At 62.9% G+C, this 16,951-nt stretch carries 15 protein-coding genes; 9 read left to right on the top strand and 6 right to left on the bottom strand.

Annotated elements, in window-relative coordinates; genetic code table 11:
• Nucleotides 1-11 precede the first annotated feature (11 nt).
• Nucleotides 12-1,748 carry an adenylate/guanylate cyclase domain-containing protein gene (locus CO664_RS12340; protein WP_097538912.1) on the bottom strand — a complete coding sequence of 579 codons (1,737 nt, stop codon included), beginning with the start codon at nt 1,746-1,748 and terminating at the stop codon, nt 12-14.
• A 214-nt stretch (nt 1,749-1,962) separates the two neighbouring features.
• Here CO664_RS12340 and CO664_RS12345 point away from each other — a divergent pair, with 214 nt between their 5' ends.
• From CO664_RS12345 to CO664_RS12385, 9 genes are all read left to right on the top strand, one after another.
• The gene (locus CO664_RS12345) at nt 1,963-2,175 is read left to right on the top strand and encodes a hypothetical protein (protein WP_037425578.1); all 213 of its coding nucleotides are present in this window, start codon (nt 1,963-1,965) and stop codon (nt 2,173-2,175) included.
• 99 nt (nt 2,176-2,274) lie between these two features.
• On the top strand, nt 2,275-3,108 hold the full coding sequence (locus tag CO664_RS12350) for an N-formylglutamate amidohydrolase (RefSeq protein ID WP_037425580.1): 834 nt from the start codon (nt 2,275-2,277) through the stop codon (nt 3,106-3,108).
• Entirely contained in the window at nt 3,105-5,003 is a 1,899-nt protein-coding gene (locus CO664_RS12355) for a flavohemoglobin expression-modulating QEGLA motif protein (protein WP_097538913.1), read from the top strand. Before CO664_RS12350 ends, CO664_RS12355 begins: the two co-directional genes overlap by 4 nt.
• Nucleotides 5,004-5,012: 9 nt before the next feature.
• A complete protein-coding gene (locus tag CO664_RS12360) occupies nt 5,013-6,059 on the top strand; it encodes a glutathione synthase (protein WP_037425584.1) in 1,047 nt (348 codons plus the stop codon).
• 138 nt (nt 6,060-6,197) lie between these two features.
• A complete protein-coding gene (gene ytfQ, locus CO664_RS12365) occupies nt 6,198-7,160 on the top strand; it encodes a galactofuranose ABC transporter, galactofuranose-binding protein YtfQ (protein WP_097538914.1) in 963 nt (320 codons plus the stop codon).
• Nucleotides 7,161-7,320: 160 nt separating this feature from the next.
• Nucleotides 7,321-8,838, top strand: coding sequence for a galactofuranose ABC transporter, ATP-binding protein YtfR (gene ytfR, locus CO664_RS12370; protein ID WP_097538915.1), 1,518 nt, complete (start codon nt 7,321-7,323; stop codon nt 8,836-8,838).
• Complete coding sequence (locus CO664_RS12375; protein ID WP_097538916.1) at nt 8,835-9,860, top strand: ABC transporter permease; 1,026 nt, start codon at nt 8,835-8,837, stop codon at nt 9,858-9,860. Before ytfR ends, CO664_RS12375 begins: the two co-directional genes overlap by 4 nt.
• Nucleotides 9,857-10,825: a galactofuranose ABC transporter, permease protein YjfF gene (gene yjfF, locus CO664_RS12380; RefSeq protein WP_097524685.1), complete on the top strand. Its 969-nt coding sequence runs from the start codon at nt 9,857-9,859 to the stop codon at nt 10,823-10,825. The genes CO664_RS12375 and yjfF overlap by 4 nt, the downstream gene beginning before the upstream one ends.
• 21 nt (nt 10,826-10,846) lie before the next feature.
• Nucleotides 10,847-11,590, top strand: a complete 744-nt coding sequence (locus CO664_RS12385) for a FadR/GntR family transcriptional regulator (RefSeq protein ID WP_037425598.1) — start codon at nt 10,847-10,849, stop codon at nt 11,588-11,590.
• 161 nt (nt 11,591-11,751) lie between these two features.
• On the opposite strand, the gene CO664_RS12390 is transcribed toward CO664_RS12385, so the two are convergent.
• From CO664_RS12390 to CO664_RS12410, 5 genes are all read right to left on the bottom strand, one after another.
• Nucleotides 11,752-12,903, bottom strand: a complete 1,152-nt coding sequence (locus tag CO664_RS12390) for an ABC transporter ATP-binding protein (protein ID WP_097538917.1) — start codon at nt 12,901-12,903, stop codon at nt 11,752-11,754.
• On the bottom strand, nt 12,900-13,727 hold the full coding sequence (locus CO664_RS12395) for a carbohydrate ABC transporter permease (protein WP_097524687.1): 828 nt from the start codon (nt 13,725-13,727) through the stop codon (nt 12,900-12,902). The genes CO664_RS12390 and CO664_RS12395 overlap by 4 nt, the downstream gene beginning before the upstream one ends.
• A complete protein-coding gene (locus tag CO664_RS12400) occupies nt 13,724-14,626 on the bottom strand; it encodes a sugar ABC transporter permease (RefSeq protein WP_037425607.1) in 903 nt (300 codons plus the stop codon). Before CO664_RS12400 ends, CO664_RS12395 begins: the two co-directional genes overlap by 4 nt.
• Before the next feature lie 126 nt (nt 14,627-14,752).
• On the bottom strand, nt 14,753-15,985 hold the full coding sequence (locus tag CO664_RS12405) for a sugar ABC transporter substrate-binding protein (RefSeq protein ID WP_097538918.1): 1,233 nt from the start codon (nt 15,983-15,985) through the stop codon (nt 14,753-14,755).
• A 63-nt stretch (nt 15,986-16,048) separates the two neighbouring features.
• Nucleotides 16,049-16,951, bottom strand: a complete 903-nt coding sequence (locus CO664_RS12410; RefSeq protein ID WP_097538919.1) for a sugar phosphate isomerase/epimerase — start codon at nt 16,949-16,951, stop codon at nt 16,049-16,051.

Genomic DNA, 16,951 nt, shown 5'->3' on the forward strand with positions numbered 1-16,951 from the left:
CGGATCACGGCTCAGGCAGCGCAAGAAGCCGCGTCACGCGACGCCGGCAGACCAGCGGCGCGGGTTCGTTCGACCAGCGCCCCCAATATGCCCTTGTCCTTGAAAAGCTCCTGGCCAATCAGATACTCGGCCGACAGTGAGGGGTCTAGGGCGAGCGCCTGGGCCACGAGTTCAGCCCCGCGCGCTGTCTCACCGCGAGCCATGCGCGCCGCGATCCGATAGAGATAAGTGCGGCGCGTCTGGAACGGCAGCTTGTGGGCCACTTCGAACATGTCCTCAAAACGATCGAGCGCGTAAAGAGCCGCTACCCGCTCCTCGGTGATCCAGACGGGGAGAAACGGATCCAGTGTTTCGGCACGATCGAGGAGTTCGAGCGCCCGCAAGGGCTCGCCGGCGAACAGGTAGAAAGCCGCGCACCGGCCGACTGTGTAGGCGTCGTTCGGCGCCAATTCGATCGCGCGTTCATGGTGGAAGCGCGAGGCGACGAAATCGCCGCGCTTCATTTTGATCGCGCCCATGATGCGGTGGGCCTCGGGATCGGTGGGGTCCAACTCCAGGGCATGGGCCGTCTGCAGTTCGCCGGCCTCGAGATCAAAGCTCGGCAGCGAACTCCACGAGCAAACATGCATGGCGAAGGGGCGCCCGAAGCCCGGATCCGCCTGCATCGCCTTCTCGAACCAGCGCATCGCCTCATAGAGATGCAGGTCGGCGACGCCCGCCAGCCGGTGATGGTCGAGACCTCTGAGATAATGCTCATAGGCGGACATGCTCTCCGGCCGTTTGAGGCGTGCGGCCGCGAGTTCTGACTGCTCGATCCGACCCGAAACGGTGGCGGCGACCCGCGCAGTGATCTCGTCCATGATGTCGAGGACCTCTTCGAAGGGACGCTGGATGCGATCGGACCAGAGTAAATGCCCCTGCCCCGTTTCGATAAGAGAGATATTGACGCGCACCTGGGCGCCGCTCTTGCGCACCGAGCCGGCGACCACGTAGCGCACGCCGAGCATCCTGCCGATTTCGACGGGATCGGCTGTCCGAAGCACGCTTGATGCGGATCTCGACGTTACGAAAAGGCTTTTCAGCCGGCTGAGCTCGAGCGTTAGGTCGTCTGTCATCCCTTCGGCAAGAAAAGTCTGGTCCTGATCGGCGGACGCTGCCGTGGCAAACGGCGTCACCACGACCGAATTTGGCCGCACCGCAGATGGCGGTGCGGCACGGGTGGGGGCAATCTGAAAGCGATGGCGGTCCATCGCCGCTCCGACGCGGTAGATGCGAACAGGTTCGGACACGCCCTTCAACTGTCGCTCTCCGACGGCTTCGAACGCGCAGGGCGAAACACGGCGAACATGATCGTAGAGTTGTCCGGAAACTTCGATCTCGCCCGGCTCGGCTGACGCCTCTATCCGTGCAGCGACATTGACGCCATCGCCGCGCAGATCCTCGCCGACGACGACCACGTCGGCGAGATGCAGGCCGAAGCGCATGTCCTGCGACGAAGTCCGGGGCACGGCCGCGATCGCTCCGCGCATCTCCATGGCGGCACGCAGCGCGTTGACCGGGCTGGAGAATTCCGCGAGGACGGCGTCGCCCGCCGTATTGAAGACCCGGCCCTCGAAGCGGGTTACGATCTCTCCAATGATGGTCATGCAATCGACCAGGCGCGCGATCGTCTGCTCCTCGTCGTGCTCCATCGCCGACGTGGAGGCGACAAAATCGCCGACCAGAATGGCAGCCAGTTTCCGCTGCATCTCGCTGTTCCCTGCACGGCTCAAGGAAAGCGCGGATGATAGCATAGCGGTCCGCAAAGCGCCTAATCCGGCCCGCCGGACGATCCGCGCAGAAACTCGCATCCGCAGAGCAAAAAGCGTATAAACTTCATAGCTGTGTCCCGGGAGCGTCCAGAAGCCGGGAACGTTCCGAGGGCGCTGGCGTTCTGAACCGGGAAGAACGTGGAGTAAAGCCATGGAACAGATGAATGCGCGCAAGCTGGCGGACGAATATCTGCGCCTCGGCGGCCACCGCCGTGTGGTCATCGACGACAACGTGACGTCGATCCGGAATTGGGAGCCGGAGCCGGACGAGGCCGAGGCGTTCTGGAAGACCAATGTCGAAACGCTCAGCCCCGAGCGGCAGCGGGAAGTAGAGCTCTTCCTGCCCACGATCAATCGCGCGTAAGAAGACTGGTCTTCCTCCAACATTTGGAACCGAAAAACTTTGTTCGGGATTGTAGCTGGCGAACGCCATCCATCGACGGGCGGATGCGGCAGCGGAACCATGGACATGAACATCGCTCAGGAAGTCACCGACTTGACGCTCGCAGCCGCCGGCGAATGGTGGACGCAGCACCGCGGCCAGTCGCCCGTCGTCGCAACCGCCATCCACAACGGCCACGCGATGCGTGACGCAGCCAAGCGCCTCTGCGGGCTTACCGAGGAAGAGCGCCTCCGCGAGGAGGACCCCTTTACCGAGTTCATCATCCGCGACGTGCCGAACCGGATCGTCGTTCACCGGTCCCGTTTCGAGGTCGATCTCAACCGGCCGCGCGATGGCGCAATCTACCTGCGGCCGGAACAGGCCTGGGGTCTCAACGTCTGGACTGGCGAACTGCCGAGCGAGATCACCGAGGCGTCGCTCGCCATGCACGACGAATATTATGCGATGCTGAAATCCTATCTCAGCGGCATCGAGCGCTGCCACGGGCGCTTCGTCGTCCTTGACGTGCACAGCTACAACCACCGTCGCGCCGGCCGCGAGGCGGAGCCGACGTTCGCGGCTGAAGCGCCGGACGTCAATATCGGCACCTTTTCCATGGACCGCAAGAAATGGGCGCCGCTCGTCGATCGCTTCGTGGAAGCGATCCGGTCCTTCGACTTCCCCGGCGGCCGCCTCGATGTCCGGGAAAACATCGCCTTTCAGGGCCGCGGATACCAGACGCGCTTCATCCACGAACAGTTCCCGCAGACGGGCTGCGCCATCGCCGTGGAGTTCAAGAAGATCTTCATGGAGGAATGGACCGGAGAACCATTCGCCGAGACGCTTCGCGCGCTCCGGCAACTGCTCGCCTCGACGCTGCCGGCCCTCGCCGACGCCCTGGAGGCGGAGCGATGAAGTCGGCAAGCGCACCCCTCGCTGTGAGAGCGGGGCAGCCGAATTGGCTGACCGAAGCGCTCGCGGCAATCGAAGCGGGCAAGGCGGTGCGGAAGGAACTGCCGGACGGAGGCCGGCTTCATATCGATCGAGCCCTGCCTTTTCTCTGCGTCCATGTCTCGGACGTCGGCCATGCTCCCGTCGCACGCGAAATCACCCAGGCGAACGCTTCCTATCTTCTCGCGCCGGACAGCCCGACCGCCGAACTGATCGTCTCTGCCGTCGGGGCTCTCTTAGAACGCCGCTTCGGTGCCTTCATGGTGCTCGAAATGGGGGAACTCGCTTCTGACGAGTTGCTCACCGACAAGGAACCGTTTCTGCCGCCCTTCACGATCGAAGTGACGGCGGAAAAAACCGGACCCATTCGTGCAGCCGCACGTGCCTTCATCGCAGCCATCGAGGCGATCCAGGTCAAGTTCCGCACGCCGCGAGTCGAAGTCCACAACTGGCCGGGAGACGGGCGAACCGCGGCCGGGGCGCTCGACATCCCCTTCCCGTCGATGCGCGTGCGCTTTGCGCCGGTCTACCGCCAGCAGGAGTCGGGCAACATCTACCCGGAGCTGCGCGAGCGTCTGGTCGCTGCGATCTTCGATGCCGGCCTGCACGCCTTTGCGGCTTTTGCCACTTCGACGGGGAGCCTGACCGCCCCCACGCATCGCGCCCTGGGGCGGAAGGCCTTTGTCGACGCGGTCGTGCGCACCGACCGCTGCATCGACGAAGTGGCCTCGACTTTCGATTTCCTGCTTGCCGTCACGCCGATCAACGCCGAGGCCGCCTGGAGCGAGTTTGCCGCCAGCGGTTTCGATCGCACGCCGCGCTTCCTCTATCGACCCTTGACGCTGCAGGTGGAGGCGGCCAAGCGAAAGCTCTTTTCCATTTCCTTCGAACATCTCGAGGATCCGGTGCTCTACCAACTGTACCGGGAGAAGCAGCAGGAGCTCGATCTGCAACTCTCGATCCTTTCCGCACGGGAAACGACAAAGTTCATCGAATTCGGCCGAGCGCTTTACGGTCCCGTGGAGGCCGAGCTCCTGCGCGTGGCCGAGACCATCCTTGGCGTCAGCGACAGCGGCGCAAGGAAGAGCCGCCATTCGGCATCGGCGATCCGACCGCCGGCGGATTGCCACTTCGTCGAAAGACGCGCGCGCGAAATGATCGCCGAGTATCAGCGCCGCTGCAGCGACTTCGAAGCACGCGTCGAAGTGCGGGATGACCTGCCCTCCGGCTTGCTCGTATCGGGCAGGCGATTGCTGATCTCGCGGAGCACCCTGATGCCGATCGATCGCGTCGAAGCGATCCTCAGCCACGAGATCGGCGTTCATCTGCTGACCTATTTTAACGGCTCGGCCCAGGGGTTGCGCCTGTTTCGCTCGGGTCTTGCGGGATACGAGGGCATGCAGGAGGGGCTGGCGGTCTTTGCGGAATATCTGTCCGGCGGGATGACGAGCGAACGGCTGCGCCTGATCGCCGCACGCGTGATTGCCTGCGCCGCCATGCTCGACGGGGCCTCGCTGCCGGACACCTATCGGCTGCTCGCGCGTGAGCGCGGCCTGCCGGAGGCGGATGCCTTCAACGTCGTGTTGCGCGTCTATCGCGGCGGCGGGCTGGTCAAGGACGCAATCTATTTGCGGGGGCTCCTGCAACTGCTTCACCATCTGGCCGAGGGCGGAGCGCTCGAGCCCTTCTGGATGGGAAAGATCGCGGCCTCGCATTTCCGGGTCATGCAGGAGCTCAGTGCCCGCGGCCTGATCGGGGCGCCGGCGGTGCGCCCCATGTTCATCGACCATCCGCAAACCCCGGCGCGACTTGAGAGGGCGCGATCGGGAATGTCCCCGCTCGATCTCTTGGACAGTTAGGAGACGCCCATGCGCATCGCCTTTTTCGTCAACTCCATCGAGGGCGAGGCAACGTATTACACGACGACGTCGCTGGCGTTGGCGGCGCTCTCCCGCGGCCACGAGGTCTGCTATGTCACGCCGGGAGACTTCGTGCTCCGCCCGGACGACAGCCTGCTCATCCGCGCAACGACCCTGACCGGCTCCAAACCGAAGAAGCCAGAAACGCTGCTCGCGAGCCTCAGAAGCGCTCAGGAGAAGGTGACCACCATGGAGATAAGCGAGATCCAGGTGCTCTTCCTCAGAAACGATCCCTCCGAGGACGCTGACCGGCGCCCCTGGGCCGTCTATGTCGGGACCAATTTTGGACGCTTGGCCGCGGCCCGGGGCGTCATCGTCGTCAACGACCCCGACGGCTTGGCGCTGGCGCAGAACAAGCTCTATTTCCAGGGCTTCCCGGAGGTCGTGCGACCGACGACGATGATCTCCAGGAGCATCGAGGAAATCCGCGCCTTCATCGACGACCATCCGGACGGCGTGATCCTGAAACCGCTGCAGGGATCCGGTGGCAAGAACGTATTCAAGATCCGCTCCAAGGACGAAGCCAACCTCAACCAGATCTTCGAGGCGGCGAGCGGAACCGGATACCTGATCGCCCAGAACTATCTTCCGGAGGCGGTCGGCGGCGACATTCGGCTTTTCCTGATGAACGGACGGCCGCTCGAGCGCGAAGGCGTCTATGCCGCCTTCCGACGCGTACCGGCAAAGGGCGATGTCCGCTCGAACCTGCACGCCAGCGGCACCGCCGAACCGGCGACCGTCACACCGGAAATTCTCGCCATAGCCGAAAAGCTGCGGCCCAAACTGATCGAGGACGGTATGTTTCTGGTCGGACTCGATATCGTCGGCGACCGTGTCCTGGAAGCCAATGTCTTCACCCCGGGCGGCCTGCCCGAAATCGAAGCGGCGCACGGGGTCGATTTCGGCGAGGACATCGTCATGGCGCTGGAGGAGAAGGTGCGGCTGCAGCAGCTCTATCAGGGCGCGCTCCCCAACCGCACGCTGGCGACACTTTGAGAAGGTACCAGGCCCACAATTTGCGGATGAATCCACAAGAACAAAAACAGTTGCATTCAAATGTGAGTTTACAAAAGTAATATTATATGATTTTTTCTCCACAGCTGCATCGAGAGCAGCTTTCTTTGGGAGGAAATCATGAAATTCGTGAAGGCACTTGCTAGTGCAACGATCCTTGCTGCCTGCACTTTCGGCAGCGCTTCGGCCGCCGAGCTCGTCGTCGGCTTTTCCCAGATCGGATCGGAATCCGGCTGGCGCGCCGCGGAGACGACGCTGACGAAGCAGCAGGCCGAACAGCGCGGCATCGACCTCAAATTTGCCGATGCGCAGCAGAAGCAGGAAAACCAGATCAAGGCGATTCGCTCCTTCATCGCCCAGGGCGTCAACGCCATCCTTCTCGCGCCGGTCGTCGCCACCGGCTGGGACGAAGTCCTGCAGGAAGCCAAGGATGCCGAAATCCCGGTGATCCTGCTCGACCGCACCGTCGACGCACCGAAGGAGCTTTATCTGACGGCAGTGACTTCGGACCTCGTGCATGAAGGCAATGTCGCCGGCAAGTGGCTCGTCGATACCGTGGCGGGCAAGCCCTGCAACGTCGTCGAGCTTCAGGGCACGACCGGCTCCTCGCCCGCCATCGACCGCAAGAAGGGCTTCGAAGCGGCGCTCGCCGGCAAGGACAACCTGAAGATCGTCCGCAGCCAGACCGGCGACTTCACCCGTACGAAGGGCAAAGAAGTCATGGAAAGCTTCCTGAAGGCCGAGGACGGCGGCAAGAACATCTGCGCACTCTACGCCCATAACGACGACATGGCCGTCGGCGCGATCCAGGCGATCAAGGAAGCCGGCCTGAAGCCGGGCAAGGATATCCTCGTCGTCTCGATCGACGCCGTTCCGGACATCTTCCAGGCCATGGCCGCCGGCGAAGCCAACGCCACGGTCGAACTGACGCCGAACATGGCCGGCCCGGCCTTCGATGCGCTTGCTGCCTATCTGAAGGACGGCAAGGAGCCGGCAAAGTGGATCCAGACGGAATCGAAGCTCTACACCCAGGCCGACGATCCGATGAAGGTCTATGAGGAAAAGAAGGGCCTCGGTTACTGATCTCGCTTGCGGCCCACGCGATCCGCTCGCGTGGGCCGACAATGTTCCGTGGCGTCTCACCGTTCGCCGCGGAAAGAACGCCTGATCCTTGGCGAGGAATGGCGCGCGACTCCCCGAAACGGCATCGCGCCGCCCGCCTTCCGGTGCAGAGACAGTTTCCATGCAGACCAGCAACGACAATATTCTCTCGGCCGTCCGCATCGAGAAGGGCTTTCCCGGAACGAAGGCGCTCGACAAGGTCGACTTTCACCTCAGGCGCGGCGAGGTCCATGCGCTGCTCGGTGAAAACGGCGCCGGCAAATCGACGCTCATCAAATGCCTGACCGGCGCCTATCGCAGGGACGGCGGCAGCATCCTCCTTGACGGTGCCGAAGTCGACCCGCGCGATACCTTCGACGCCCAGCGGCTCGGCATCGGTACGGTCTACCAGGAGGTCAATCTCCTGCCGAACCTGACCGTCGCGGAAAATTTGTTCCTCGGCCGCCAGCCGCGCCGCTTCGGCATGGTCGATACGCGCACCATGAACCGCAAGGCCCGTGAGCTGCTTGCCGAATACGAGCTCGATCTTGATGTCACACGCGACCTCGCAAGCTATTCGGTGGCGATCCAGCAGGTCGTGGCGATCGCCCGCGCCGTCGATCTGTCCGGCAAGGTGCTGATCCTCGACGAGCCGACGGCGAGCCTCGACGCGCACGAGGTCGCCATGCTCTTCCGCATCGTCCGGCGCCTCAAGGCGCGCGGCCTCGGCATCATCTTCATCACCCACTTCCTCGAACAGGTCTACGAAATCTCCGACCGCATCACCGTGCTCCGCAACGGTCAACTCGTCGGCACGCGCGAAACGTCCGATCTCAACCGGCGCGACCTGATCGCCATGATGATCGGTCGTGAGCTCGCAGCCGAGATTCATTCTGTGCGCGCCGCGACCGCCGAGGGCCGGATGCGCTACCGCTTCAGGAACTATGGCCGCCGCGGCCGCATCAATCCTTTCGATCTCGACGTCCGGGCCGGCGAGGTGGTCGGCATCGCCGGCCTGCTCGGCTCCGGACGCACGGAAACGGCGGAGGTGCTCTTCGGCGCCCATCGCGCCGACAGCGGCAGCGCGGAAATCGACGGCCAGACGGTCGATCTGTCGTCGCCGCGGGCGGCGATCCGCCACAAATTCGGCTTCTGCCCGGAAGACCGCAAGACGGCCGGTATCGTCGGCGATTTGTCGGTGCGCGAAAACATCGTGCTGGCGCTGCAGGCAAGGCGCGGCTGGACGCGGCCGCTCTCGCGCGCCGAACAGAACCGGCTGGCCGACCAGTACATTCGAGCGCTCGACATCCGAACCGCCGACCGCGAGAAGCCGATCAAGCTCTTATCCGGCGGCAACCAGCAGAAAGCGATCCTCGCCCGCTGGCTTGCGACCGAACCAGAATTCCTGATCCTAGACGAACCGACCCGCGGCATCGATGTCGGCGCGCATGCCGAGATCGTCAGGCTGATCGAGAGCCTGCGCGAGAAGGGCCTGTCGCTGATTGTCATCTCGTCCGAAATCGAGGAACTGGTCGCCTATAGCTCCCGCGTCGTCGTGCTGCGCGACCGCAGCCACGTCGCCGAGCTCGGCGGAGACCGTATTACAGCGCATCAGATCGTCGAAGCGATCGCAGCGGCAAACGAGCGGGAGGCATCGTGACATCGATCGTGCGAACCTATCTTGGCAGGCTGCTGCCGCAATTGATCGCTCTGGCAATCATCATCGCCGCGATTTCAATCATTTTTCCCGGTTTCCTCAACCTGCAGATTCAGAACGGCCGGCTTTACGGCAGCCTCATCGATATCCTCAACCGCGGCGCGCCCGTGGTACTACTGGCGATCGGTATGACGGTCGTCATCGCCACCAAGGGCATCGATCTCTCGGTCGGCGCCGTGATGGCGATCTGCGGCGCGGTCTCCGCCTCGCTGATCACCTCCGGCCATTCGCTGGCCGAAACGCTACTCGTCACCCTTGCCGTCGGCATCCTCTGCGGGGTTTGGAACGGCATTCTCGTCGCCGTCCTCGATATCCAGCCGATCATCGCCACCCTCGTGCTGATGGTCGCCGGGCGCGGCATCGCCCAGCTCATCACCGAGGGCGCCATCCTCACCTTCAACGATGCCGGCCTCATTTTCATCGGTAGCGGCTCCTTCCTGGGCCTGCCGATGCCGGTCGTCATCTGGCTGGTCTTCGGCATTCTCGTCGCGCTCGTCGTCCGGCAGACGGCGCTCGGCATGCTGGTCGAGGCAGTGGGCGTCAACAGGGAGGCGAGCACGCTCTCGGGCGTCTTCACGCCGGTGCTGCTGATTGCGGCCTATGTCCTTTCCGGCCTGTGCGCGGCGATCGCCGGCGTCATCGCCGCCGCCGATATCAAGGGGGCCGACGCCAACAATGCCGGGCTCTGGCTGGAGCTCGACGCGATCCTTGCGGTTGTGGTCGGCGGCACGTCGCTGCTCGGCGGCCGGTTCAGCATCGCCGCATCGGTCCTCGGCGCCGTCATCATCCAGGCGATCAACACCGGCATTCTCCTGTCGGGCTTCCCGCCGGAATTCAACCTGATCATCAAGGCGGCGATCATCGTCTTCATCCTGGTGCTGCAGTCGCCGCGTTTCCGGACCGCCTTCACCTTCGTCAGCATGCCACGCGCAGCCGGCAAACCGACCGAGCGAGAAGCAAAATGAAGCAGAAATATCTTCCGCTTACGGCGACGATCCTCATCTTCCTTCTGAGCTACGCGCTCTGTGCCGCGCAATACCCGAACATGCTTTCGACGCGGGTGATCGGCAATCTGCTGACCGACAACGCATTTCTCGGCATCGCCGCCGTCGGCATGACCTTCGTCATCCTTTCCGGCGGCATCGATCTCTCGGTCGGCGCGGTGATCGCCTTTACCGGCGTCTTCCTTGCGGTCGTGCTCGAACAGACCAGCATCCATCCGCTCGCCGCCTTCGTGCTGGTGCTCGCCATCACGACGCTCTTCGGGGCGCTGATGGGCGCAATCATCCATCATCTCGAAATGCCGGCCTTCATCGTCACCCTTGCCGGGATGTTCCTCGCCCGCGGCATGGCCTTCGTGCTGTCGATCGATTCCATTCCGATCAAGCACCCCTTCTACGCGACGCTGAAGAGCCTCTATTTCAAGCTGCCTGGCGGCGGGCGCATCACACTGATCGGCGGCCTGATGCTGCTCGTCTTTGCCGTCGGCATCCTTATCGCCCACCGCACCCGCTTCGGGACGAATGTCTACGCCCTTGGCGGCGGCACGGCGACGGCCAAGCTCATGGGCGTGCCGGTCGCCAGCACGACCGTCAGGATCTACGCGCTGTCGGGGCTCCTGGCCGGACTTTCCGGCATCGTCTTCTCGCTCTATACCTCGGCCGGCTATTCCCTTGCCGCCGTCGGCGTCGAGCTCGATGCGATCACTGCGGTCGTCATCGGCGGAACGCTGTTGACCGGCGGCTCCGGCTTTGTTGCCGGCACGCTCGTCGGTATCTTCATCCAAGGCCTCATCCAGACCTACATCACCTTCGACGGCACCCTTTCGAGCTGGTGGACCAAGATCCTGATCGGCCTGCTGCTCTTCGCCTTCATCCTCCTGCAGAAGGGGATCATCCGCCTCTCCCGCCCTGATCGGCAGCACGCATGACGAGGTGGAGGGCCGCCTAAAATGCCGTCGTCGGGTTTCGGCCACCAACCGGGCAAGCGGACCAGCCATCGGCTCGTCGTTGACGAGCTTGGCCAGGCGATCGTCTCCGGTCACTTCCCCGTCGGCGAAACGCTACCCGGCGACACTGAACTCGCGGCACGCTTCAACGTCTCTCGCACGGTCCTACGTGAAGCGATGAAGACACTGGCCGCCAAGGGCCTCGTCGTGGCCCGGGCGCGGATCGGCACGCGCGTCATGCCGCGGGCCAACTGGAACCTGTTCGACGGCGACGTGCTCACCTGGCATTTCAGCGCCGGCGTCGACGAGGAGTTTCTGCGCCATGTCAGCGAAGTGCGCCTCGCCCTCGAGCCCTATGCCGCAAGCCTCGCGGCCCGCCGCGCGACTGATGCGGACATCGCCTGGATGATGCGGCTTGCCGTGGCCATGGGGGATGCGGGCCATAGTGGCCAGACGCTGGCGAAAGCCGATCTCGATTTTCACCTACGGCTGCTGGAAGCCTCGCTCAACCCTTTCATGCGGTCGGTCGGAAGCCTGATCGAAGCCGCACTCGTGGGTGTCTTCCGGCTGACCAGCCCCTCGGCGGACGACAGCGAAATCGACCGGGTCGCCTTGGCGCATATCCGCATCGTCGAGGAAATCGGCCGCCGCAACGAGGAAGGCGCCCGCCATGCCATGGAGCACGTCATCCGGGTGGGGCAGGAACGGCTGATCCTCGACCTCAGGGCACGGGAGAACTTGGCGTAAGTTCGCAGGCGCCCTGGGCGGGCCGCCCCTCATCCGGCCTGCCGGCCACCTTCTCCCCGCAAACGGTGCGAAGGAGACTCGCGGCACGCTCCGGTGCACATCGCCCTCTCTTCAAAGCGGAGAGCGGACACTGGACGGGCGCGGCTTGCCCCTTCTCCCCGTCAAAACGGGGAGAAGGTCGCGGCAGCGGGATGAGGGGCAGCGCGCGGCACAAATCGGTGGTTCGCGCGACCGCCTTCCCCTTCGATCCGCGTTCCCGTTTCCGCATCGAACAGATGCAGTTGCTGCGGATTGATCGCAAGGCCGATGACGTCGCCGCTTTTCACCTCTCCGCGTCCGGTTTCGACGACGGTCAATTCGGGCTGCGTCGCGGCAGTGACGTAGGTAACCGAGCCGGTCGATTCGACAATGCCGACCGGGACATCGAATGCCCCTTCGCCGGGGGCGACGATCCGGACATGCTCCGGGCGGATGCCGACGGTGACGGCGAGGCCGGGTGCGAGGCGCGAGTCGAGCGCCAGCCGCGCCCGCGTACAGCCGAAATCGAGGACCGCATCCTCGCCGCCCTCCCCGACGATCGCCGGGATGAAATTCATCGCCGGCGATCCGATGAAGCCGGCAACGAAGCGGTTGGCAGGTTTGTCATAGAGGTCGAGTGGCCGCCCCTGCTGCTCGATCACGCCGTCGCGCATGACGACGACGTGGTCAGCCATGGTCATTGCCTCGATCTGATCATGAGTGACATAGACCGATGTGGCATGCAGCCGATCGTGCAGCGCCCGGATCTCCTTGCGCATGTGGACGCGAAGGGCTGCGTCGAGGTTCGAGAGCGGCTCGTCGAACAGGAAGGCCTTTGGATGGCGGATGATGGCGCGGCTCATCGCAACGCGCTGCCGCTGACCACCCGACAGCTCCCGCGGATAGCGCTTCATCAGGTGCGAAAGGCCCGTCGTCGCCGCCACCTCTTCAGCTGCCTTGCGGGCCTCCGCCTTTTTTACGCCGCGAATGCGCAGGCTGTAGGTGAGGTTCTCCTCTACGGTCATGTGCGGGTAGAGCGCATAGGACTGGAAGACCATCGCGACGTCGCGCTTGCGCGGCGGAACGTCGTTCATCCGCTGGCCGGCGATCTTCATCTCGCCGGTCGAGATCTTCTCGAGGCCGGCGAGCGATCGCAGCAGGGTGGACTTGCCGCAGCCCGACGGGCCGACGAGGGCGACGAAGGTACCCTCCTCTATCGCAAGTTTGATGTCCTTCAGCGCATGAAAGGCACCATAATATTTGTTGACGCCGTTGAGCTCGATCTGGAGGGTCATTTGAGGGCTCCCGAAGTGAGGCCGGAAACGATGCGGCGCTGCAAGAGGACGAAGACGGCGAGGACAGGCGTCACATAGATCGTGGCATAAGCCATGATGTTGTTCCATTCATTGGTGTTCGGCCCCATGAACGAGTTGAGACCGACGCTCGCCGGCTGCAGTTCGACCGCCTGGATCATCGATTTCGAATAGACGAACTCGCCGAAGGCCTGCATGAAGATCAGAATGGCGCTAACAAGGATGCCGTTTCTTGCAAGCGGCAGCACGATGTTGAAGAACGCGCCGATGCGTGAATTGCCGTCGACCAGCGCCGCCTCCTCGAGTTCCATCGGCACACTCATGAAGGTAGCCCGGACGAGCACGACGAAGAACGGCATGCTCTTTGCGGCGATCGCCAGAATGACGGCAAGCCGCGGCGTGTCGAGTAGGCCGAATTGCGAGAAGCCGACGAAGATCGGCGTCACCATCAGCGAGGCCGGCAGCACCTGAAGCATCAGGATCAGGAACAGTCCGATGTCCACCCAGACATTGCGGTAGCGCGCCAGCACATAGGCGCAGCCGACGCCGAGCACCGCGATCAGCGAAACGGCGCCGAAGGCGATGACCAGCGAGTTCCACAGGTAGCGTCCCATATTGCGGCTTTGCCAGACGAACTCGTAGATGTTCCATTGGGGATCGCTCGGCAGGAATTTCGGCGGTGTTGCGAACATCGCCGAACCGGTTTTCAGCGCAGTGATATACATCCAATAGAGCGGGAAAAGGTAGATGGCCGCCAGAACGAGCGCGACGGCAAACATCAGCCGATTGCGGAAATCGTCGGTCATCCTCGGACCTCGTGGCGGGTGGAGCGCACATAAACAATGGAAGCGAGCATCACGAAGACGATCATGATCACCGAGATCGTCGCCCCCTTGGCAAAGTCGTATTGCCGGAATGAAAGGTCCCAAGCCCAATACTGCGTCACGTTGGACGAGTTGTTCGGCCCGCCCGAGGTAATGCCGGCGAAGAGGTCGAACTGCTGCAGAGTGAAGATCAGGCCGAGCGCGATGATTGCGCCGATGGTCGAACGCATCATCGGCAGGGTGATCGTGAAGAAGCGCTGCAATGCGTTCGCTCCATCGAGCTCGGCCGCCTCAAAAAGGTCCTTCGGTATGCCCGACAAACCGACCGAAAGAAGGATCATGTTGAAGGAGGTGCCGAGCCAGATATTGGCGATGATCACCGCCCACAGCGAATAGTGCGGATCGGAGCGCCAGAAGATATTGCCTTCGATGATGCCTATCTCCCGCAGGAAGAAGTTGAGCACGCCGAAATCGCCGGAAAGGATCCAGTTCCAGATGGCGCCGACGACCAGACCGGGCATCACCCAGGAGACGAGAAAGAGGCCGCGCATCCAGGACGCTCCTGGAAAGTTCATCCAGAAGAACAGGGCGAGGGCGAAGCCGATGAGGAACTGGCCGGCGATCGAAGCGCTGACGAAAAGCGCGGTATTGACGAGGATGGGCCGGGTTTCGGGTTGCGAGAACAGGTCGACGTAATTCTTGAAGCCGACGAAAGGCCGGGCGAAGGTGCCCAGGCTAAACATGTCCACTTCCTGGAAGCTCATCACGACGTTGTAGACGAGCGGCAGCCCGGACATGACGAACAGGAAGGCGAGCGGTAGCAGAACGAGGCCGATGTCGAAGCCTTTTCCGTCCGTGACGCTGGCTAGTATTTTCTTCATTGGCTATCCCCCATCCCCGGAGGCGATCTCGGCCGAAGCCGCAGATCGCCTCTCTCGGGAGGAAACTCGAGGCGGATGCAATGACCCGCCGACGAATGCGCCGCCCGCGGGAGCGGCGGACGCTAGTCAGCCCAGAACCGACTTAATCTTTTCGGCAGCCTGATCGAGCGCGTCCTTGGAACTCATCTGGCCGGTCAAGGCCGCCTGGATAGCGTCCTGGATAGCCTTGGAGATCTTCGGCCACTCCGGATGCGGACCGCGCGGCTTGGCGTATTTCAACTGTTCGAGGAATACCTTGAGCGCCGCGTCCTTGAGCGGTTCGCCGGTCGGCGGAATAGCGATATCGGAACGGGCCGGCAACTGCCCAAAATCCTTGAACATCCTATCATCCTGCGAAACGAAGTATTCCAACACCTTGAAAGCTTCTTCCGGATGCTTGGTGCTCGAGAAGATCGCCCAGTTGAAGTCACCCATGGCAGAGGAGCGCTCGGCGCCCACTTGCGGCACCGGCAGCAGTGCGACGCCCCAGTCGAACTTCGCCTCCTTGATCATGCGGTCAAGTTCCCATGGGCCGGAAATCGCCATCGCCGCATTGCCCGAGTTGAATGTGCCGGTCGAATCCCATTGGCCGCGCGTAAGCGTATCGGGAGAAGCGAGCTTCTCGTCGAGAATGGTCTTCCAGATCTCGAGCGCCTTCACCGCACCCTCGGAGTTGATGTTGTCGTAGCTGGTGCCGGCCATCTGCGCCCAGGGCAGAAACTGGAAGGTTCCCTCCTCGTTTGCCTTGGCGGAGAAGGCAAGGCCGTATACGTTCGCGGCCGGGTCGGTCAGCTTGCGCGCCGCCTCCACCAGTTCGTCCCAGGTCTGCGGCGGCTTGTTCGGATCAAGGCCTTTCGCCTTGAACATGTCCTTGTTGTAGTAAAGCGCGATCGTGTTGGTCGCCTTCGGAATGCCGTAATACTTGCCGTCCCAAGTCACCGAGGCGAGCGGTCCTGGAAAATAGTTCTCCGGCTTGACCACCGAGGATTTCGCGATCATGTCGCTGAGATCGAGAAAGGCGCCTCGCGAGGAGAAGAGCGCGTGTTCGGGATTATCGACCGCGATAATATCCGGCGCCTGTCCGGTTGAATAGGCGCGCATTGCCTCGCTGACCACGTCATCAAACTGGATCTGCCGATATTCGACTTTAATTCCCGTGTTGAGTTTGTTGAAATCTTTTATCAAGTTCGGCGCCGGCTGGATGTCCCTGTCGAGCGACCAGACGCTAATGGTCACATCTTCCGCACTTGCGGACAAGGCCGGCAAGGAAAGGCTGGCAAGGGCGAATGCGCCCAGCATTGCATATCTGCTGATACCCATGGTCTCCTCCTCTCAATCGTTGACCCGCGGCCGGCATCCTCCACGCCGGCCGTCGGGCATGCCTCAGGCAGGATCGGCGACGAAGTCACCTCCCCGGCAGGTCTTCAGGTAATTGAGCGCGTGCACCTGGCCGGTCATTTCCAACGCGTCGCGATAGACCGGATCGTGCCAGCCTTCGATATCGATCGAGCCGGACCAGCCGGCGAGCCTCAACTCGGAAATGATGTCGGTCCAGTTGCTGTCACCGAAGCCAGGCGTGCGCATGAAGACGAACTTCTCCTTGCCGAATATCCCGTGCTCGCGGATGACGTCCCAGCGGATCGTCGCGTCCTTGCCGTGCACGTGAAAAATCTTGTGTGCCCATTTGCGGATCTGCGGCAATGGCTCGATCAAGTAGACCATCTGGTGGCAGGGCTCCCATTCGAGCCCGATGTGGTCGTCTGGCGTCTCGTTGAAGATCAGTTCCCAGGCGTCGGGATTGTGTGCGATGTTCCAGTCGCCCGTCGCCCAGTTGCCGTCCATAGCGCAGTTCTCGAAGGCAATCTTGACGCCCCTGTCGGCGGCACGCGCTGCAAGCTCCCGCCAGACCTTCCGGTAACGCGGCAGGCTGTCGGTGAGCGGCCGGTTGCGAATGCGGCCGGTGAATCCGGCGACGCAGGTCGCCCCGAAATGGTGGGCATTGTCGATGCAGGCCTTCCAGCCTTGAAGCGTCTGCAGGTCGATGTCGGTCTCCTCGAGAGGATTGCCGAACATGCCAAGCGTCGAGATGGTGATGTCGCGATCGCCGATCGCCTCGCGGCAACGTTTGCCCAACTCGGCGAGATCCTGCCCGTTGGTCGTCTGCCAGAAGAACGGCTCGAAACTCTCGAAGCCGAGGTCAGCGATCTCGGCGATGCGCTTCGCCGCCTCGCCCTTGGTGGCGCTGACCATTGTGCCGATGCGAATGGACTTGGCTGGATTGTTCAT

Source organism: Sinorhizobium sp. NG07B (assembly GCF_002532005.1).
GTDB classification, from domain to species: domain Bacteria; phylum Pseudomonadota; class Alphaproteobacteria; order Rhizobiales; family Rhizobiaceae; genus Sinorhizobium; species Sinorhizobium fredii_C.